At 61.5% G+C, this 19,763-nt stretch carries 14 protein-coding genes; 4 read left to right on the forward strand and 10 right to left on the reverse strand.

The window, feature by feature from the left end; genetic code table 11:
* Positions 1–187: 187 nt before the first annotated feature.
* The gene (locus tag ACZ41G_RS07400; RefSeq protein ID WP_052400950.1) at positions 188–931 is read right to left on the reverse strand and encodes a hypothetical protein; all 744 of its coding nucleotides are present in this window, start codon (positions 929–931) and stop codon (positions 188–190) included.
* 251 nt (positions 932–1,182) lie between these two features.
* Between ACZ41G_RS07400 and ACZ41G_RS07405 the strand changes: the two genes are divergently transcribed.
* The 4 genes from ACZ41G_RS07405 (at position 1,183) to valS (ending at position 7,465) form a co-directional block, all read left to right on the forward strand.
* Positions 1,183–1,923 (forward strand): winged helix-turn-helix transcriptional regulator, encoded by a 741-nt coding sequence (locus ACZ41G_RS07405; RefSeq protein WP_321046170.1) that lies wholly within the window; start codon positions 1,183–1,185, stop codon positions 1,921–1,923.
* A gap of 177 nt (positions 1,924–2,100) precedes the next feature.
* The gene (nth, locus tag ACZ41G_RS07410; protein WP_464145133.1) at positions 2,101–2,769 is read left to right on the forward strand and encodes an endonuclease III; all 669 of its coding nucleotides are present in this window, start codon (positions 2,101–2,103) and stop codon (positions 2,767–2,769) included.
* Between the two features lie 125 nt (positions 2,770–2,894).
* On the forward strand, positions 2,895–4,451 hold the full coding sequence (locus tag ACZ41G_RS07415) for an ABC transporter substrate-binding protein (protein WP_464145135.1): 1,557 nt from the start codon (positions 2,895–2,897) through the stop codon (positions 4,449–4,451).
* A 230-nt stretch (positions 4,452–4,681) separates the two neighbouring features.
* On the forward strand, positions 4,682–7,465 hold the full coding sequence (gene valS, locus ACZ41G_RS07420; RefSeq protein WP_464145137.1) for a valine--tRNA ligase: 2,784 nt from the start codon (positions 4,682–4,684) through the stop codon (positions 7,463–7,465).
* A 169-nt stretch (positions 7,466–7,634) separates the two neighbouring features.
* Here the strand turns inward: valS and ACZ41G_RS07425 are convergent, their stop codons facing one another.
* The 9 genes from ACZ41G_RS07425 to gatC all read right to left on the reverse strand — a co-directional run bounded on the left by ACZ41G_RS07425 (position 7,635) and on the right by gatC (position 19,706).
* Positions 7,635–9,638 carry a hypothetical protein gene (locus ACZ41G_RS07425; RefSeq protein ID WP_464145139.1) on the reverse strand — a complete coding sequence of 668 codons (2,004 nt, stop codon included), beginning with the start codon at positions 9,636–9,638 and terminating at the stop codon, positions 7,635–7,637.
* A 154-nt stretch (positions 9,639–9,792) separates the two neighbouring features.
* Positions 9,793–10,185 (reverse strand): chorismate mutase, encoded by a 393-nt coding sequence (locus ACZ41G_RS07430; protein ID WP_015451095.1) that lies wholly within the window; start codon positions 10,183–10,185, stop codon positions 9,793–9,795.
* 223 nt (positions 10,186–10,408) lie between these two features.
* Positions 10,409–12,442, reverse strand: a complete 2,034-nt coding sequence (gene rho, locus ACZ41G_RS07435; protein WP_464145140.1) for a transcription termination factor Rho — start codon at positions 12,440–12,442, stop codon at positions 10,409–10,411.
* Positions 12,443–12,746: 304 nt separating this feature from the next.
* Positions 12,747–14,336 (reverse strand): NAD(P)/FAD-dependent oxidoreductase, encoded by a 1,590-nt coding sequence (locus ACZ41G_RS07440; protein WP_015451097.1) that lies wholly within the window; start codon positions 14,334–14,336, stop codon positions 12,747–12,749.
* A gap of 147 nt (positions 14,337–14,483) precedes the next feature.
* Positions 14,484–14,798, reverse strand: coding sequence for a DUF2469 domain-containing protein (locus tag ACZ41G_RS07445; protein ID WP_015451098.1), 315 nt, complete (start codon positions 14,796–14,798; stop codon positions 14,484–14,486).
* Positions 14,795–15,868, reverse strand: coding sequence for a GNAT family N-acetyltransferase (locus tag ACZ41G_RS07450; protein WP_321046501.1), 1,074 nt, complete (start codon positions 15,866–15,868; stop codon positions 14,795–14,797). Before ACZ41G_RS07450 ends, ACZ41G_RS07445 begins: the two co-directional genes overlap by 4 nt.
* Positions 15,869–16,360: 492 nt before the next feature.
* Positions 16,361–17,857, reverse strand: coding sequence for an Asp-tRNA(Asn)/Glu-tRNA(Gln) amidotransferase subunit GatB (gatB, locus tag ACZ41G_RS07455; protein WP_015451100.1), 1,497 nt, complete (start codon positions 17,855–17,857; stop codon positions 16,361–16,363).
* 19 nt (positions 17,858–17,876) lie between these two features.
* Positions 17,877–19,409, reverse strand: coding sequence for an Asp-tRNA(Asn)/Glu-tRNA(Gln) amidotransferase subunit GatA (gatA, locus tag ACZ41G_RS07460; protein ID WP_321046496.1), 1,533 nt, complete (start codon positions 19,407–19,409; stop codon positions 17,877–17,879).
* A 3-nt stretch (positions 19,410–19,412) separates the two neighbouring features.
* Positions 19,413–19,706: an Asp-tRNA(Asn)/Glu-tRNA(Gln) amidotransferase subunit GatC gene (gene gatC / locus ACZ41G_RS07465; protein ID WP_026503207.1), complete on the reverse strand. Its 294-nt coding sequence runs from the start codon at positions 19,704–19,706 to the stop codon at positions 19,413–19,415.
* Positions 19,707–19,763 lie beyond the last annotated feature (57 nt).

A 19,763-nucleotide genomic window follows, 5' to 3' on the forward strand; every position in this document is an offset into this window, starting at 1 on the left:
GGCCGCATCTACGTAATCCTGCCCGAAATAGCACTGCAACTATGGGAATCCGCCCCGAGGATATCCCAGCGACACCCCGGCAACGGCGAATTGCGAACCCATCTCAGGCTAGCCACAACCGCCACACGCAGGAACCCCGAAGCCCCATCGCATCATCGGGTTCCTGCAGCCGAACAGCGCGAAAAAGTCAGTCCACAAATATCGGACCATACTGGCACAGCAGCAATGCCAGCGTCGCGGCGAACGCCACCAGCCCAAGCAGCATTACCGGCAGCAGGGCAATCCCGACCCACGGGGCCGGTACTGCCGGATCCGGATCAAAATCCTTGAGCCAGAACCGCGAGGCGATCACCATCAGCACCATGAGCGCCAACGCAATCACACTCACCACAATGGCAACCCAGGTTCCCGGCCCCGTGAACGACACGCAGGACGCCGCGACCACCACGAACAGCCAGCCAGGCATACTCGCCATCGCCACCACGCCGGTCAGGCTCTGCGACAGCGAGCGCAGCAGATCGGTACGCTCTTTGCGTGCCATCTGACGGGCGAAACCGATAACCGTGAACAGCGCAAGCAGCATGACATACACGCACGCCCAGTGAATCAGCGGAGTCGCGACAATCGTCAGCGCGTCATTCGCGTTCAACGACGGGTACAGTGTCCCGCTGCCGAGTGCGTTGAGCGCAAACACCAGCGAAATCAGACCTGCGAGCACGCCAAGCACACGATCAGTCCAAGTGCCGCGGAACGGCCAGAAAATCGTGAACGCCGCCATCGCCGCAACGCACAGCGGCACTTCGAGGAACAGGGCAAACTGGCCGAGCAGACTGGCGCCGACAAGCAGCACAAGCGCAATAACCTGCACGGCGAGTACGCCACGGTACGGACGGTGCGGGAGGGTGCTGTCGGGTTGTGTCTGCTCTACCATATCTATTCCTTCCGCCGACGGATGTTCCTGCCGTGGCACGGCGTCATGTGTCATCGTCATGCAACCGGGTGGTCCACAATGTTATGGGCATGTTACCGGCATGTGACGTCATGACGGAGTTCCTTACTCATTGTAGCCGCGCGCTTGCCCATTCTCCGCCATATGGAAGCACCGCCCTTGAATGTCCTGATTGCCATAACATTACAGCTGTAAACTGTGTGAAAACCGTAATTCGACCGGAGGGCTGCAACATGACTGATTTGACGTTGATGACCTCTGCCAGTGACCCCGCATCCGTATTGCCGTCGCTCGCGCTGCTTTCTCACAGGGTGCGCGTGCTGCCGATGGATGCGGCGAGTCTGGTGAAGATGCCGGAAAGCACCGTCTTGTTCCTCGACGCGAGGGACGATCTCGCCACCGCAAAGACTCTGTGCCGGCTGATTCACGCCTCCGGTCTGTCCACGCCGATCGTGCTGATTCTCACCGAGGGCGGATTCACGGTTGTCAACTCGCAGTGGGGCATCGCCGACGTCGTCGTTGCCAACGCCTCCCCCGCCGAGGTCGAAGGTCGTTTGCGGCTGGTCACAGAACGCGGCAACACGCCGTCGGGCGTCCAGTCAAATACGGTCGGGGCACAGGACGCCGACGGGCTGATCCGTTGCGGCGACTTGGTCGTCGACACCAATGGATATACGGCAAGTCTGCACGGGCACCCGATTGATTTGGCCTACAAAGAATTCGAACTGCTCAAATATCTGGTTCAGCACCCCGGACGCGTGTTCACCCGCGCGCAGCTGTTGCAGGAAGTGTGGGGGTACGACTACTACGGCGGCACGCGAACCGTGGATGTTCACGTGCGACGTCTGCGTGCCAAGCTCGGCGGCGAATACGAGCATGTCATCGGTACGGTGCGCAACGTCGGCTACCGTTTCGACCCGCCGGAAGATGACAAGGACGACAGCGCCGCCCGCGCGAACGCTGCCCAGGGCTGATTTTGGGTTGGTTCGGGCGATTCAGGCTGATTCGGGCAGGCTCAAGCCGCCGTTGTGCGAACCAATCCTCATACAACGCCGCCACCGTCACCCCACCAACGTCCGCCGCATCAGCAATTCGCCATTGGCATACAACCCGCGGTTGGACGGATGCCCACTGTGCCTTATCATGCGGGTATGGCCAGCGAAAGCAAACGACACCGCATCGAGCGCATGCATGACGAGTACCAAATCCTATGCGAGGAGTTCCCCGCCCCGGCGTGCGCGTTGCATTTCACGAACCCTTTCGAGCTGCTGACCGCGACGATTCTGAGCGCCCAGACCACCGACAAGCGGGTGAATACAGTCACGCCCGCGCTGTTCTCGTGCTACCCCGGACCGGCCGAACTTGCCGCCGCACGGGTGGAGGATGTCGAGGATATCATCCGGCCATTGGGCTTCTACCACGCCAAATCCCGCAATATCGTCGCGATGGCGCATGACGTGCACGAACGGTTCGGCGACACCGTCCCGCACACCATGGACGAGCTGACATCACTGCCCGGTGTCGGGCGGAAAACCGCGAATGTGGTGCTCGGCAACGCGTTCGGCGTGCCGGGCTTCCCCGTTGACACGCATGTGATTCGCGTGACCGGCCGCCTACGCTGGCGTACCGATTGGCGCAGCGCACATCCCGACCCGGTACATATCGAACGCGAGATCACCGCATGCTTCCCGCCCGAGGAGTGGACCGATCTGTCGCACCGGCTGATCCTGCACGGCCGGGCGACATGCCATGCACGCAAACCCGACTGCGCCGCCTGCCCTCTCAACGGCACCTGTCCCAGCGCCGGCATCTTCGGGTGAAGCACAACACCAGCGGCGATCGGCCATAACAAGGACGACCGAAAGACCGCCAGAAGACCGACGCCGTCTGATCGAAGGGGGTACCACGTGCGGCGCATCGGCGGGGTTCGCGGTAGACTCGAATCATGACGAAGAAGCAGCAGGGAGAGCTCAGACGGTGGATTGCGTTCAGCGCTATCGTCATCGCCCTGTTCGCACTGATCATGCTCGGCAAATCCATCGCGGAACGTAGCGGGGTTCTTGACGACGCCGGGCTGATCGGCTCTGATTCAACCATCGACGTCGGCCTCATCGACGCCCCGAAATCATTGGATATCCGCACCGAACAAGGCACCGCCGTCGAACAGGCCTTGCTCGGCAACGTCTACGAAACGCTTATCGGACGCGATGAGAACAACAAACTCATCCCCTCGCTCGCCAACAGCTGGTCCACGTCCAAGGACGGACGGACCGTGACCCTCCATCTGCGCGGCAACGCGACATTTTCCAACGGTGACACGCTCGACGCCGACGATGTCGTCTGGTCGTTCAACCAAATCATCAGCAAGAAATACGTAGGCTACGAGCGCCTCGGGTACGTCGCCTCCGTGTCCGCAGACGACGCTCATACAGTGGTGTTGACGCTGCGTGAGCCTGACGCGACATTGTTGCGCGCGCTGTCGGGACGCGCCGGCATCGTCTACGACAGCACAGCGGATCTCGATTACACCACGCAAGCACTCGGTTCCGGCCCATTCATCGTCGGGCGGACATACGAGCAGGGTTCCACTATCACCCTGCAACGCAACGATCGGTATTGGGACAGCAAGAAAGCGGTGAGCGCCCAAGTCACCTTGCACTACTATGGCGACGAATCCTCGCTGCTCGAAGCCGCTGCCGAAGGCAAAGTAGAGCTCGCGCTGCCGCTGGAGCATACCAGCATCACGGATATCGGCAAACGCACCGGAATGAAAGCGGTCCAAGGTTCCAGCACATCCAAAGTGATGCTCGTCTTCAATTGCGGCACGGACTCACCGATGTCGGATTTGCGCACCCGCCAATCGTTCCGCTATCTGATTGACACCGCCGCCGTGGCATCCTCGGCGACAGACGCGAAACAGGCGCTCGGCGGCCCGATCGGCTCGCTGGAACCCGGCTATGAGGATCTGACGGGGCTCTACCCGCATGACCAAGCGAAGGCCGCGCAGATGCTCACCTATTATTCAACCCGGTATTTCGGCGATCTGACCTTCCTCGTACCCCAGGAATACCAGGCGCTCGGCGCGCAAATCAACGACTATCTCAAGCAGGGCACGTCGAATCTGACGGCGATCAATCCTGATATGCAGGTGGTCGATGACGCGACGCTGAGCCAGCGGTTGAAGAGCGGCGATTTCAAGATCGCGCTGGTTTCGGTCGACGGCACCGACAACGTGGACCTGTTCAACGGCGTGGACAACACCCTGCAATACCAGAACGGCGAGGCACAGCAGGAATACCAGCAGGCGGTCGCATCAACGAACGCCGCCGACTACGCCACGCAGATGGCAACGTTCGCACGCACGGTCAGCCAGGACGCTGCCGCGGCGTGGCTGTACGAGCGGGGTATCAATATCGCGGTCAACCCGAAGCTGAGCGGGTATCCGGTGAATCTGACTGATGAAATCCTCCCGCTCAAGGATCTCGCGCTGAAGAAGCACTGACCGGCGTCCGGCAGTTGTCAGCGTCGGCGTCGGTACCCGTCGCTAGCCGTAGCCCACCATCACAAACTGACACCCACCATCATCAGCCGCAATCTGCCATCAACCGGAACCCGTTATCAGCCGCCGTTTGCCCGCAACCGACGCGAGCTGAACGGAACCGGCACGAAACCCGTCTTCCCGCCCGAAAGTCCGCTCCCCTGTTGTCATAATCGCTCCCTAAACTAGCGGTTATGACTGATCAGGACAATACCATCACCGCGAACCTGACCCCGCTGCCTGACAAGGTCGGCGTCGACGGGCTCGAAGACAAGTGGCGCAAGACGTGGGACGAATCCGGCGTCTATAAATTCCGCAATACACGCGACCGCAAGGCCGTCTATTCGATTGACACCCCGCCGCCCACTGTGTCCGGCCATCTGCATGTCGGCCACGTGTTCTCCTACACGCATACCGATATCATCGCCCGGTTCAAGCGCATGCAGGGCTTCGACGTCTTTTATCCGATGGGCTGGGACGACAACGGCCTGCCTACCGAGCGCCGCGTGCAGAACTATTACGGCGTGCGCGTGGACACGTCCCTGAAGTACGATCCTGATTTCAAGCCGCCATTCGAAGGCACCGACGGCAAGAAGATCAACGCGAAGGACCAGGTGCCGGTCAGCCGCAAGAACTTCATCGAACTGTGCGAGCGCCTCACCAAGGAGGACGAGAAGCAGTTCGAGGAGCTGTGGCGGTCGCTCGGCCTGTCAATCGACTGGTCGCAGACCTACCACACCATCGGTGAGCATCCGCAGCGCGTGGCGCAGAAGGCGTTCCTGCGCAATCTCGCTCGTGGCGAGGCCTACCAGAAGGACGCGCCGGGCCTGTGGGACGTGACCTTCCAGACCGCGGTCGCCCAAGCCGAGCTGGAAAGCCGCGAATACCCCGGCTTCTACCACAAGATCGCGTTCCGTTTCGAAGACGGCACCCCGATTTACATCGAGACCACCCGTCCGGAACTGCTCGCCGCGTGCGGCGCGCTCATCGCCAACCCGGAAGACGACCGCTACAAGCAGTATTTCGGCCAGTACGTCTACTCCCCGCTGTTCAAGGTCAAGGTGCCGATTCTCGCGCATCCCGCGGCCGAAATGGACAAGGGCGCGGGCATCGCGATGTGCTGCACCTTCGGTGACGTGACCGACGTCGAATGGTGGCGTGACCTGAAGCTGCCGACCCGCCCGATTATCCAGCGCAACGGCCGCATCATTATGAGCGTGCCGGATTGGATCGAGGATCCGCAGGGCCGCGCAATCTTCGAGGAGACCGAGGGCAAGACCACGTTCTCCGCCCGCAAGATCATCGTCGACCATCTGCGCGAATCCGGCGATATGGACGGCGAGCCGAAGCCCACCACCCGTATGACGAATTTCTACGAGAAGGGCGATAAGCCGCTCGAAATCGTCACCTCCCGCCAGTGGTACCTGAAGAACGGCGGCACCGACAAGAAGCTCAACGCCGAACTCATCGAGCGCGGCAACGAGCTCAACTTCCACCCGGACTTCATGCACGTGCGCTACGACAACTGGGTCAACGGCCTCAACGGCGACTGGCTGATTTCCCGCCAGCGCTTCTTCGGCGTGCCGTTCCCGCTGTGGTATCCACTTGATGCCAACGGCGAGCCGGATTACGAGCATCCGCTCACCCCGCGCGAGGACCAGCTGCCGATCGACCCGACCAACGACGTGCCGGAAGGCTACGACGAGTCCCAGCGTGACCAGCCGAACGGCTTCACCGCCGAGAAGGACATCATGGACACGTGGGCCACGTCATCCCTGACCCCGCAGATTGTGACCCACTGGGCCGAGCCGGGCGAGGAGAATGAGGTACTGTTCAAGGCTACGTTCCCGATGGATCTGCGTCCGCAGGGTCAGGACATCATCCGCACTTGGCTGTTCAGCTCCATCGACCGCGCGCATCTTGAGAACCATTGCCTGCCGTGGGCGAACGCCACGCTGTCCGGTTGGATTCTCGACCCGGATCACAAGAAGATGTCGAAGTCCAAGGGCAACGTCGTCGTGCCGAACAAGCCGATCAAGCAGTTCGGCGCGGACGCCGTGCGCTACTGGGCCGCTTCCGCGCGCCTCGGCCTGGACGCCACGTATGACGAGGGGCAGATGAAGATTGGCCGCCGTCTGGCCATCAAACTGCTCAACGCCACCAAGTTCGCGCTGGCCATCGGCCGCGAGGACGAAAACCATCATGTCGGCTCCCCTGCCGTCGCACAGTGGAATCCGGCCGACGTGACCGAACCGCTGGATCGCGCGGTCATGGCCAAGATGGCGCTTGTAATCCGCCAGGCAACGAACGCGCTGAACTCCTACGAGCATTCGAAGGCGCTCGAAGTCATCGAAAGCTTCTTCTGGCAGTTCTGCGACGATTACATCGAGCTGGTGAAGAACCGTGCCTACGGCACGGCCGATTCGACGGGCAAGACCCCGAGCGAGGCGGCAGTCAAGTCCGCGCGCACCACGCTGGGCCTGGGCTTGGACACCTTCGCCCGTCTGCTGGCCCCGTACCTGCCGTACGCGACCGAAGAGGTGTGGTCCTGGATGCACGCGGGCGAGGGCTCGGTGCACCGCGCCGCATGGCCGAAGCCGGAACCGTACGAGCAGGCCGCGTTCAAGGTCTCCCCGGACGTGCTCACCTATGCCGGCGAGGCGCTTGCCGCGTTGCGCAAGATCAAGTCCGAGGCGAAGGTCTCGATGAAGACGCCGATTCTGTCCGTCACGCTTGACGCGGTAGATGATGCGGCCGATTCCATCAAGTCCACGCTGGGCGACATCGCCGAGGCCGGACGTGTGGTCGGCAATATCACACTGGTGCGTGCCGGTGCCGCCATCAAGGCCGTGAAGCAGGCTGCGGCGGCTGCCAAGAGCGCTGCCGAGGACGCGAAGAACGAAGCCGATGCCGCGGTCGCCGTCATCGTCAAGGACAGCGAGCTCGGTGAACCGCCCGCCAAGAAGCCGCGCAAGTAAGCGCTGACGCCTCCCACGTCCTTCCCCACAAACTGGTTACGCTGAGCCCCGCCCGGCGTAACCAGTTTGTATTTCTACCCAAACCAGCTACGCAATCAAGCCTCCCAGCGTAGCCAGTTTGGGTAGCATCACGGGGTGGTAAGGGTTACTGAAGGGTGGGTTTGGTGGATCAGAGTTCGTCGGTGACCATCAGGAAGCGGGCACCGGCGGTGTGCGTGTTGACCGGGGTGACGACGTCCCGCGATACACCTTCACGTCCGATGCGTGAGGCCTCAAGAGCCCCGACTGAAGATTGCGCGTCGACAGGAGCCACAACTTTGGCTTTGGCGGCACGCGCCTCGTCAATCGCCCGCTTCAACGCAGACGATGCAGACGCCCCATCCGGCGCCAACGTATCCACGGCATTCTTAATGATTTCGGCTGCAGTCTCCACGGCCACCACATCATTGACCGTCCCCGACATATCCGCCTCGATACCATGCGATTGCCGACCTGCGAGGCCATACAACGAACGCGTGGATGCAAGCGGGGCAGCAGGCGCAGCACTGCCATCACCACCAGCGGCAACAGAACCGCTTCCCGAACCGGCTCCAGCTCCAGCACCGGCACCATCAGCAGCCTTATCGTCAGCACGCACCCCGGCACCCGACTGCAAGGCATAAGCCGTCAAACCGTTCGCCGACACCGTCTTCCAATCCGCCGCCGCACTCTTGGATGCACCGGACGCATCACCAGTACCGGATTTGGCGACCAGCGCGGCCAGCGTGAGCAGCATCTTGCCCTGCCCCTCACGAGCTTTCGCCGCCGCCATCGTATCCAACGCGGCCTGAACTTTCTGATTGTCGGCCTTGAGGTTCTTGTTCGAAGCGAATTCGTCGTTCGTCTGCTCAATCGCCTGCTGCGCATACGTGGATGCACCCGACGCCGTGCCTCCGGTCATCTTGCTCAGATGCCGCGTATACGCGTCGGTATAGGCCATCGAAAACGGAATCATCGCATCGTGCATCATCTTCTGGCCGGTCTTGAAATCCTTGGCCGCACGTGAGGTCTGAGAAGCCGCCTGGCGTTTGAGATCAGCCGCCAAGCCAGTCGTTCCGCGCAATTCGATTTGCCGGATGGTGTCGTCAATCGCATCGGCCGCACCCTGATGTGCCCGCGCGGCACTGCGGTCATTGGTCGCATTGGAGATATCGGCGACAGCCCGCGCAACCGGAGTGTCGCTGTTCAATTCGCCCGCCGTGCCAAGCAGCGCGCTCATCTGCGTACTGTCACCGATTGAGCCGCTCAAATGCCCGGTGTACGAGGTCACATACGCGGCCATGTAATCATGGAAGGCCTGCTGGTATGCCGGGTCCGCAGCGGCGATAGCGCTTTTCGCCTTGTCACGTTCTGCGTCACGCATCGCTTTGAGCCGGTTGAGCAGCTTGGTATCATGTTTGCCGCCGCCGATGGCGATATCCGACAGATTGCTGGCCCGTGTGGCGAGCGCGGTCATGGATCGGCCGAATTCCGCGGTATCGGAAGCTTCGACCGCAGCGACCGCCAACGGGCTCATCGAGCAGTGCTTCGCGGTGAAGAAAAAGTCAAAGGATGCGGTACGGGCGGGCCTGCCGACCGCGACGACCAGCATATCCGTGCCGTTTTGGGTCACGAGCGTGCCGCCGCTGCCGGTGATCTCGCTCGTGACTTTGGTCGGTACCGTGAACGCGATTACAGGAATCGTGGTGTTGGCGTAATCCGTGTCGGCAAGCGGATTCGGGGCTACGGTCACGTGCAGGCCGACCAGGCCGTTTGCCCCGCTGACCGCCGACGAATCGACATTCGGCCCGTTGAGACTGTAGCGCACATGCACACTCCAAGGCATCGCTTTGAGGCCACTGCTGACTCGGGTCAGAGTATTGGCCGCCGCGCCCGTAGCCTGTTCCTCGCCACCCACCGTTTGCGCGACAGGCTCGCCGTCCTCGCTGACCCCGTAATCGATGGCCGTGCCGGACTGGTCGATCTGGAAATCGTTGGCGATATACAGTTCGCCGGAAATCGTTCCCGCGTGCAGAATGCCGAACACATCTTGCGTTTTCGTGGCCACAGCGGTGCCGGAGGGATATTCCGCCTCGCGCGCGGGTGCCGCTCCCCCAGCTGCTATGGCGAGGGTCATCGCGCATGATACCGTCATGCCGCACACCCTGCCTGCAATCCTTCCTGGATGCTTGCCACGCCTTGTGCCGCGGGTCACCATCATCAGTGTCGTCTGCTCCTTGTTCCGTGGTATCGACTCAGCTTCATACCTCCGTCATGTCCGGATTCGTCGGCCGTGCCGAACCTCACGCTCATGCGAATACATCCAGCACGCCGGGATCCCCTCCGGCGTCGGCGATGCGCTGATGACGTTTCTTGGCTTCTGTGACCACGAATTCCCGATACATTTCCGCGATTTGAGGATCAAGCCCGGCTTCCTGCGCCACCCGGTGGAGCCGTTTGATTTGGGCGTCCTCGCGCTTCCAATCGGCCGGCGCGAATCCCGCCTGCGCCTTGAGCACGCCCACTTCGGACGTGAATTTGAACCGTTCCGCGAGCAGCGAGACGATGGCCGTGTCCACATTGTCAATCGACTGGCGCAACGCCTTGATTTTGCGCACCGCCTGCGCAACTTCCGGATGCTCCTGCGCCTGCTGGGAATCGATGGTCGTATCCTGCCAATCACCATGTTCGGAATCGTTCATAATGTCCAAGATTATCAGCCTTGTCATACCAAGGACCGGCAGGCGCCGCCAAGCCGACGCGAAACCGAGCGCGGCGGGCGCGCCAAGCCGACGATTACCACTTTGCTGATGGCGGACCGTCAAGGGACGATCCGCCATCAGCAAAGTCAGCCATAACACCGGCCAACAACATCAGCCTTTCGTGCTGGCACACCTATCGCCGATTAAGGCGACAGGCAAGGCATCAGTTCGAGGACGAACCCACGCCCGACTGCTGAACCAGCGCTTTGAGGAAGTCACGGTTGCTGGGCGTCTTCTTGAGACGCGGCACCAGCGCCTGATACGCCTGCTCGGGTTCGAGCCCGCCGAACAGCCGGCGCAGACGGTAGATAATCGGCAGTTCCTGCGGCGAAGTGATGAGCTCTTCGCGGCGGGTGCCGGACGCGTTGATGTCCACGGCCGGGAACATGCGCTTGTCCGCCAAATCGCGGCTCAGACGCAGCTCCATATTGCCGGTGCCCTTGAACTCCTCGAAAATCACCTCGTCCATCTTCGAGCCGGTTTCCACCAGCGCGGTCGAGATGATGGTCAGCGAGCCACCGTTTTCGATGTTGCGTGCGGCGCCGAAGAACTTCTTCGGCGGGTACAGCGCCTGTGCGTCCACGCCGCCGGACAGAATGCGGCCCGACGCTGGAGCGGCGATGTTGTATGCACGGGCGAGACGGGTCATGGAATCCAGCAGCACAACGACGTCCTGGCCGAGTTCGACCAGACGCTTCGCACGCTCGATCGCCAGTTCGGCAACCATCGTATGGTCGGTCGCCGGGCGGTCGAAGGTCGAGGAGATGACTTCGCCCTGCACGGTACGTTCCATATCCGTGACCTCTTCAGGACGTTCGTCCACGAGCACGACCATAAGATGGACTTCCGGGTTGTTCACGGTGATTGCGTTCGCGATTGCCTGCAAGGTGATGGTCTTGCCGGCCTTCGGCGGGGAGACAATCAGACCGCGCTGGCCCTTGCCGATGGGGGCGACAAGGTCGATGATCCGCCCGATAAGCTTATTCGGCGTGGTTTCCTGACGAAGCCTCTCCTGCGGGTACAGCGGGGTTAGCTTGGCGAACTGCGGGCGGTTCGCCGCCTCGTCGACGCTCATGCCATTGATGCTGCTGATTGCCTGGAGCGGCACGAATTTCTGCCGCTGGTTGCGACGGTCACCTTCACGCGGGGTGCGGATGGTGCCTTGCACGGCATCGCCCTTGCGCAGGCCATACTTCTTGACCTGGCCCATCGAAACATACACATCGTTCGGGCCTGGCAGATAGCCGGAGGTGCGGATGAACGCGTACGAATCCAGCACGTCGACGATACCTGCGACCGGGACGAGCTCGTCATTCTGTTCCTCGCCGCGGCGGTCGTCAAGATCACGGCCGCGCAGACGACGATTGCCGCTCCTGCGGTCGTTACGATCGTTACGGTCATTACGGTCAGAACGATCCCCGCGATCGGAGCGGTCATTGCGATCATTTCTGTCGTTGCGCTCGATGCGATCATTGCGGCCCAATCCGCGACGACGTCCGAATGCACGGTCGTCACCGGCGTGTTCCTCGTTCTTCTGCGCAGGCAGGCTCGCAAGGATATCGTCAAGATCGCGCACTGCCTCTTCTTCGCGTTCCTGCACGCTCGAATCCGCACGACCTCCGCGACGGTGGATTTCAACGCGTTCATTGCCACGTTCATTGCCACGGTGACGCGTACGCATGCCTTCGCTGCTGTCTAGATCAAGCTGATCGAGCAGAGACGATCCCGCTGCTTCCCCAACATGACGATGGGCGCGGCGTTCATGCACGCGTGGCATCTGCAACTCGCCTTCCATCGAGGAAATCGCTTCGGTGTGCGCAATCGGGGGGACGCGCAACAACCTGCGATTGACGCGGGCCTCTGGTTGTTCGGATGCGGACTCGGTCGCCGGCTTAGACTCGGCGGCGGATTTGGACTGCGGCTCGAATACCGGCTTGGAAGCCGATACGGAATCAGGCGCAGATGCCGCAGACTGCGGTTTCGTTTGTGATTGCGGTTGTTCCGGGGTAGAAGCGGCCTTCTTCACCGGCTTCGGCACGCGTACCGTGACGCCGGCCGGGGCTTGCCCTCCACTACGAGCCGCCTGCAACGTTGCGAGCAACTGGGGCTTACGCATGTTCGACGTACCGCGCAGGCCCATCTGCTTGGCAAGCTCCCTGAGCTCAGGCAGCTTCATTTCCTCAAGATTTTGGCTCATTGCCTAATGTTGCCTTTCTGTGGCTTCTACCGACGCTTCGCCGGCGAGCTGTATGACAAGATGCGGAAAAACCGCGATGAAAAGTTCGATTATCACGGTCTTCAGACCCAACCGAACTTCATTTACTGTACAACGGAGCTGCGACCGGCGCAACACCCGTCCACGGCGACATGCCGCCCGCGACGAGCCCTCTGCCGCCAGACGGTGCAGACAGTCCAGACGGTCCCAACGGTCCCGACGATACAGAACAGCCCGCCGACCCGATGCCGGGAGGGCGGGCTGAGGCGACACTCGCGAAGCGCCGCTACTTCTGCTCGTGATAGGACTTATCGGTATTCACCGACCACACGTTCTTCTTCGAGGTCTTGCCGGTCTTGATGTTGTTGACTGCCTCGATCGCCGTGGCCATGGAATGGTCCATGTTGTTGTAGCGGTGCTGGCCGTTGCGGCCCACGCAATACAGATTGCCGAAGGAATCAAGGTACTCAACGAGTTCCGGCATCTGCGCGTACGTGTCGAAATACGCAGGGTAGGCCTTCTTGACGCGCTCACGATGCGAGTCCAGAACATCCTGAGGGCCGTTGATAACGCGCATGCGAGTCATTTCCTCGATGGCGAACTTGGTGGCTTCCTCATCGGTCATATTCCAGAAATCGTCGCCTTCCTTGCAGAAGTATTCAAGACCGATCCACACGGTGTCATCGACGTCCTTGACCAGGTACGGGCTCCAGTTATTGAACACCTGGATGCGTCCGACCTTGTAGCCCGGATCCTGCACGTAAATCCAGCAATCCGGCACAATAGGCGGGTTGCCGAGCGTGGGGATGTCGGTGGTATTCTTCAGGCGAAGATGCTTGACCAAGAGGCCGACGGTCACGAAATCGCGGTACGGCAGGCCGTTGGCGATCTCGGTGATGTCCTTCGGAGCCGGCTTATCCGACTCGTCCACCGCGTTGATAAGATCCTTGACCGGCATGGAGGAGATGAACTGGTCAGCCTTGAGCTCGGTGCGGTTGCCCTCATGGTCGACGTATACGACCGAGGCGATCTTGCCGCCTTCCTGCCGCACTTCAACAACCTTGGCGCCGGTGATGACTTTGGCGCCGGCCTGCTCGCAATTATGCTCGACCGTCTCCCACAGCTGGCCCGGACCATACTTCGGATACCAGAACTCTTCGATCAGCGAGGTCTCGACCTCTTTCGAATCGCGCTTCTTCGGCAAGAGCTTCTGGAATGCGTTCTTCAGCACGCCCATGATGCTCAGGCCCTTGACACGCTGCGAACCCCAATCCGCGGAAATCTGGCTGGGGTGACGGCCCCACAGCTTCTCCGTGTAGCCTTCGAAGAACATCGAATAGAGTTTGCGGCCGAAACGGTTGATGTAGAAGTTCTCCAGATTCGTTTCCGGCAGCTTGTGGAACACGGACTTCAGATAGCTGAAGCCGGCAACCATGGTGAGCTTGAAGCCCATGGCCTTGAGCGTATTGGCTGACAGGGAAATCGGGTAATCGAAGAAGTGATGGTTCCAGAAAATACGGGAGACGCGGTGGCGCTTGAGCATCACCTTGTCTTCCTTCTCCGGATCCGGGCCGCCCGGCTCCAGATCGTGATGGCGACCGAGCTTCTTGTCGTCATAGGAAGGTGCGCCCTGCAGCGGCAGCACCTCCTTCCACCAATCCATGATGCGGTCATCCTTCGAGAAGAAGCGGTGACCACCGATATCCATGCGATTGCCGTTATGCTTCACAGTACGTGAAATACCGCCGAATTCACCGGTCTCCTCGAGCACTGTCACGTCGTACTGCTCGGCGCCGCCCTTCTTCACCAGTTCCCACGCGGCAGTAAGACCGGCGGGGCCACCGCCGATAATCACGACAGACTGCTTCTGTGCCACAATGACCTCCTGAACAACACAACAAATCAGTGAAACTTTACATGATTCGGCGCATCATGGACGCCGAAGCCGAAAAAATACACGAATAAACCGTATGTCATGCTAGCACTCCCCGCCACCAAAAGGCGGGGAGTCTCGCAAACCGTGTCAAGTCAACGAATCCGGGATATCGATATCCGTCTTCTGGACTTCCTCAACATTCACGTCCTTGAACGTGACGATACGCACGCTTTTCACGAAACGGGAGGAACGGTAGACATCCCACACCCACGCATCCGTCAGCTGCACGTCGAAATACACGTCCTGACCGGCGGAACGCACGTTGAAATCGACTTTGTTCGCCAAATAGAAACGACGTTCCGTCTCCACGACGTAGGTGAACAGCTTGATGACGTCCCGGTACTCCCGATACAGGGCGAGTTCGGCGTCGGTCTCGTAATTGTCAAGATCTTCCGCACTCATGCGTCCTCCTCCGTCCTGCGCTCGCGCCTGCGGCCGATGGTGCGCCACCACGCCTGCTTCGAGGGCTGGCGGTCATGCGAGCTGTGCGGCCAGTTCTCCTCGCCATCCAGCGTGTGATGGCCGGGGGCGCCGGCAGATGCTTGGCTTTGGGCGGTGTCGGCTTGTCCGGAATGGTCGTCGGCAGACCGGTTATCTCCCGAGATGCCCGGCGCGGCATCGCCTGCGGACGTGCTGGTCCCTTCAATCGTGCCGTCCGCCCGGCCGTTCGTGTCGTTGCCGGCTTGATCGGCGCCATCGCGACGGGTCTGGTCGCCCTCGTCGCCCGCATGTGACGCATGGTCGCCGCCATCCGCCGGATGCTCGCGCTTGCGGATCGCCAACGAATGCTCGCGCGCGCACAGCGCCTCTTTGACGCCCGGATTGTCTTCGAACACATGCATGCCGAAGACCTCCAACGAGTGGATCGGATCGTATTCGTCGGTTAGCATATCCATGACGATCAAATCCTGATACTTGTTGTTCTCAGCGTCCCACAGCGCGTCGCGCGACGTGCCCGAGGGAATGAAGCCGAGGGACTGGTACACGGACAGTGAACGCGTGTTCTTCTCCGGCACAGCGACCCAGATGCGATGCATGCCAAGGCCGGCGGGCCTCGGAGCGAAGCCGAAGGTCATGACACGAGGCATCGCGTCACGCGAATAGCCGCGGCCACGGTAATCCTTGCCAAGCACGACTTGGATTCTGGCGGAACGCGACCATCCGTCGATATCGATGAGGAAAATCATGCCGATGACGTTGTCCGTCGCCTCTGCGTCAACAATGCCATCGCCGTCACGGTCGGCGTCGGTCAGAATCGCCCACGCGATGGTGGGACGCGATTCTGGGTCTGCCACCCCACTGTCCACGGACGCGCGGCCCTCTGCCCATGCGACGGAACGACGCACCCACGCGTTGACTGCCGCACGTTCAGATTCGCGGTCTTTGCCGGTAATCCCGGATGCGTTGTAAAACGCGTCAAGCTGATCGAGACGCCCCAAATCCTCGATGCTCGCTGGACGCAGATGAACCATCTCCCCGCGAATTTCGGGAATGGTGATGCGGGCGGGCAGTTCGCGGCGATCTTCGCCGCTGACCGCACTATTGACAGCACTGGTGACCGTACCGTTTACTGTGCTGTCCGCCACTGACTGTGTTTGTTCAGACATTCGCTTTCATCCTCATAAGCGTTACCAATACGGTCCCATTCTACCGAGTTGGGTAACAAGTTGCAGGATTTCGGGCGAACCTGTACGGAACTTGCGAATACGTACCCCCGGCGCGCCCCAGCACACCCCCGGCATCCCCTCGACGCACCTAGGGATGTCCCGGTACGCCCCGCGAGAACGCCATCCTCCACTTTCTACCGACGCTCACGTATCTGCCGGCGTCGGTAGAAGGGTTCGGGTTTGGCGGTACGAAACAGCCCCACAGGGCGTTTGGCTCTGTGAGGCTGTCGTTGGTGATGTCGGGCGGCTGCACTCATTGAGCGCAGTCACTCAGCGCAATCAGTCTGCCCGATTCGCTCAGTGCAGCTTCTTCATGACCAATCCGCTGACCGCCTTGGCGTCAGCCTGGCCCTTGGTCGCGCGCATCACGGCACCGATAATCGCTCCCATCGGCTTCATGTTGCCGCTCTTGAGCTTCTCGACGATGTCGGGGTTGTCGGCGAGCGCCTTGTCCACCGCGGCTTCGAGCGCGCCCGTGTCCTGGACGACCTCATAGCCGTGCTTCTTGACGACCTCGTCCGGGGTGCCTTCACCGGCGAGCACACCGGAGACGGTCTTCTTCGCGAGCTTGTCGTTGAGCTTGCCGGAAGCGATGAGCTTCTCGACTTCGGCGACATCGGCAGGGGTAATCGGCAGTTCCTCGAGCGAGACGCCCTTGGCGTTCGCCTCACGCGACAACTCGCCGAGCCACCACTTCTTCGCACCGGAAGCGGTGGCACCGGCCTTGACGGTGTCCTCGATCAGGTCGAGCGCGTCGGCGTTGATGACGTCACGCATCTCGAGATCGGAGAACTTCCACTCGCCCTGCAAACGGTTGCGGCGTTCACGCGGCATCTCCGGCATATCCTTGGCGATGCGCTCGATATGCTCCTTGGTGATGTGCAGCATCACTAAATCAGGATCCGGGAAGTAGCGGTAATCGTCGGCGTCGGTCTTGAGACGGCCGCCGGCGGTGGTCTGCGAAGCCTCATCCCAATGGCGGGTCTCCTGCAGCACCTCGCCGCCGTCGCTCAAGAGCGCGGCCTGACGGCGGATCTCGTAGACGATGGTCTTCTCGATGCCACGGAAGGAGTTCACATTCTTCGTTTCCGAACGCGTACCCAGCGGGTCGGTGGGCTTGTTGCGCAGCGACACGTTGACGTCGGCACGCATATTGCCCTGCTCCATGCGGGCGTGGGAAATACCCAGGGCGCGCACGATATCGCGCAGCGTACGCATGTAGGCGCCTGCGATTTCCGCGGCGCGCTCGCCCGCACCCTCGATCGGCTTGGTGACAATCTCGATAAGGGGGACGCCGGCGCGGTTGTAGTCGACGAGCGAATGGTCGGCGCCTTCGATACGGCCGTCGGCACCACCCACGTGGGTGTTCTTGCCGGCGTCGTCCTCGATGTGCGCACGCTCAATCGGCACGCGGAAGATCGAGCCGTCATCCAGCTCGACATCCAGGTAGCCGTTGCCGTTGGTCGGCTTGTCATACTGCGAGATCTGATAGTCACGCGGCATATCCGGGTAGAAGTAGTTCTTGCGGGCGAACTGGCTCCATTCGGCGATTTCGCAGTGCAGGGCGAGGCCCAGCTTGATGGCGAAATCGACGGCGGTCTCGTTGATCACCGGCAGGCTTCCCGGCAGGCCGAGGCTCACCGGGGTCAGCTGGGTGTTCGGTTCGCCGCCGAACTCAATGTGTGCCGGGCAGAACAGTTTGGTGTTCGTGCACAGCTCGACGTGGGTCTCCAAGCCGATCACCGGGTCGAACCGCTTGACGGCTTCAGAGAATTTCATCAGTTTTTCAGCCATTTGTCTTCGTCCTCCGGTTTCAGGCGTTCAGCCACGGCGTGGCCATCTTCGTGAGGATATTGCCGCCCCACTGCTCTTCCAAAGCCGCTTCCAATGCGGCGGCGGGCTTGTACATGGCCTCGTCGTGACGCTGCGGCGCGAAGAACTGGAAGCCGACCGGCATGCCGTTGTCCGACAAGCCGCACGGGATGGACATGGCGGGCACGCCGGCCATGTTCGCAGGGATAGTCGCCACGTCGCCCAGGTACATGGACAGCGGGTCGCTGGTCTTCTCGCCGAAGTGGAACGCGGTGCTCGGAGCGGTCGGGGACACGAGTACGTCAACCTGTTCGAAGGCCTTGTTGAAGTCGTCGATCACCAAGGTGCGCACCTTCTGCGCGGAACCATACCAGGCGTCATAGTAGCCGGCGGACAGCGCATACGTGCCGAGAATGATACGGCGCTTGACCTCGTCGCCGAACCCGGCTTCACGCGTGTAAGCCATCATGTTGGCGGAGGTCTGCGGCACACCGGCGGGCGGCATGACGCGCAGGCCGTAGCGCATGCCATCGTAGCGGGCCAGGTTGGAGCTGACTTCAGACGGCATGATGATGTAGTACGCGCCCAGCGAGTACGGCAGATGCGGGAGGCTGACTTCCTTGACTTCTGCGCCCATGGATTCCAGCAGCTTGACCGCTTCGTTGAATCGGGCGGCGACACCGGCTTCAAAGCCTTCGCCACCGATTTCCTTGATCAGGCCGACGCGCACGCCCTTCAGGTCACGCTTCAGGCCTTCGCGGGCTGCCGCTGCGACCGGCGGGACCGGAGCGGGGATGGACGTGGAGTCACGGCGATCATTGCCGCCGATAACCTCGTGCAGCAGCGCGGTGTCCAGCACGGTACGGCCGCACGGGCCGATCTGGTCGAGCGAGGACGCCATGGCGATGGCGCCGTAGCGGCTCACACCGCCGTAGGTGGGCTTGACACCCACGGTTCCGGTGAACGCACCCGGCTGACGGATGGAACCGCCGGTATCGGTGCCGAGGGCGAGCGGCGCCTCATAGGAGCCGACCGCGGATGCGGAACCGCCGCCGGAACCGCCCGGGACACGGGTCGCATCCCACGGGTTGTGGGTGTTGCCGAACGCGGAATGCTCGGTCGAAGAGCCCTGTGCGAACTCATCAAGGTTGGTCTTGCCCAGAATCGGCATGCCGGCGGCCTTGATCTTCTCAATAACCGTGGCATCATACGGCGGCACCCAGCCTTCGAGAATCTTGGATGCGGCGGTCGTAGGGATGCCCTTGGTGACGATCATGTCCTTGATCGCAATCGGCACGCCGGCAAGCTCCGGCAGGCCTTCCGTATCTCCCGCGGCGAGCTTCTTGTCGAAGGCGTCGGCCTGGGCGAGCGCCTCCTTGCCGGAGACGTGCAGGAAGGCGTTGACCGTGGGCTCTGCGGCCTCGATGACGTCGAGGTGCGCCTGGGTCAGTTCGCGGCTGGAGACCTCTTTGGAACGGATTTTCTCCGCCATCTGTGCGGCGGACAGTTTCACGAGTTCAGTGGCGTTGCTCATGGATCACTCTCCTAGGATCTGCGGGGCGACGAACATGCCCTGGTCGGTCGCGGGGGCGCCGGCGAGCGCCTCCTCCTGCGTCAGCGGGGTCACGGCGACATCGGGGCGCAGGTACGCCTCAAGCGGGACCGGGTTGGCCGTCGGCGGGACATCGTCCGTGGCCACTTTCTGGACTTCGTCGATCGCGTCGGCGACGGCGTTGAGTTCGCTCTGCATACGGGTGATTTCCTCATCCGTCAGGGCGATTCTGGCCAAATCGGCCAGATGCTCGATTTCTTCACGTGTGAATGTTGCCATGCCCTCCACTATATGAGCCGAGTGTGACGTACCGAATGCGCAGGAAGCGCAAGAATA

The organism is Bifidobacterium porcinum, assembly GCF_055378475.1.

Bases quoted from the DNA above. Each gene is read 5' to 3' on its own strand.
- ACZ41G_RS07415 (WP_464145135.1), top strand. From the start codon at position 2,895: ATGACGAAGAAGCAGCAGGGAGAGCTCAGACGGTGGATTGCGTTCAGC.
- ACZ41G_RS07445 (WP_015451098.1), bottom strand. From the start codon at position 14,798: ATGAGTGCGGAAGATCTTGACAATTACGAGACCGACGCCGAACTCGCC.
- gatA (WP_321046496.1), bottom strand. From the start codon at position 19,409: ATGAGCAACGCCACTGAACTCGTGAAACTGTCCGCCGCACAGATGGCG.
- ACZ41G_RS07450 (WP_321046501.1), bottom strand. From the start codon at position 15,868: ATGGTTCATCTGCGTCCAGCGAGCATCGAGGATTTGGGGCGTCTCGAT.
- nth (WP_464145133.1), top strand. From the start codon at position 2,101: ATGGCCAGCGAAAGCAAACGACACCGCATCGAGCGCATGCATGACGAG.
- ACZ41G_RS07405 (WP_321046170.1), top strand. From the start codon at position 1,183: ATGACTGATTTGACGTTGATGACCTCTGCCAGTGACCCCGCATCCGTA.
- gatC (WP_026503207.1), bottom strand. From the start codon at position 19,706: ATGGCAACATTCACACGTGAAGAAATCGAGCATCTGGCCGATTTGGCC.
- ACZ41G_RS07430 (WP_015451095.1), bottom strand. From the start codon at position 10,185: ATGAACGATTCCGAACATGGTGATTGGCAGGATACGACCATCGATTCC.
- ACZ41G_RS07400 (WP_052400950.1), bottom strand. From the start codon at position 931: ATGGTAGAGCAGACACAACCCGACAGCACCCTCCCGCACCGTCCGTAC.
- valS (WP_464145137.1), top strand. From the start codon at position 4,682: ATGACTGATCAGGACAATACCATCACCGCGAACCTGACCCCGCTGCCT.
- ACZ41G_RS07425 (WP_464145139.1), bottom strand. From the start codon at position 9,638: ATGACGGTATCATGCGCGATGACCCTCGCCATAGCAGCTGGGGGAGCG.
- gatB (WP_015451100.1), bottom strand. From the start codon at position 17,857: ATGGCTGAAAAACTGATGAAATTCTCTGAAGCCGTCAAGCGGTTCGAC.
- rho (WP_464145140.1), bottom strand. From the start codon at position 12,442: ATGAGCCAAAATCTTGAGGAAATGAAGCTGCCTGAGCTCAGGGAGCTT.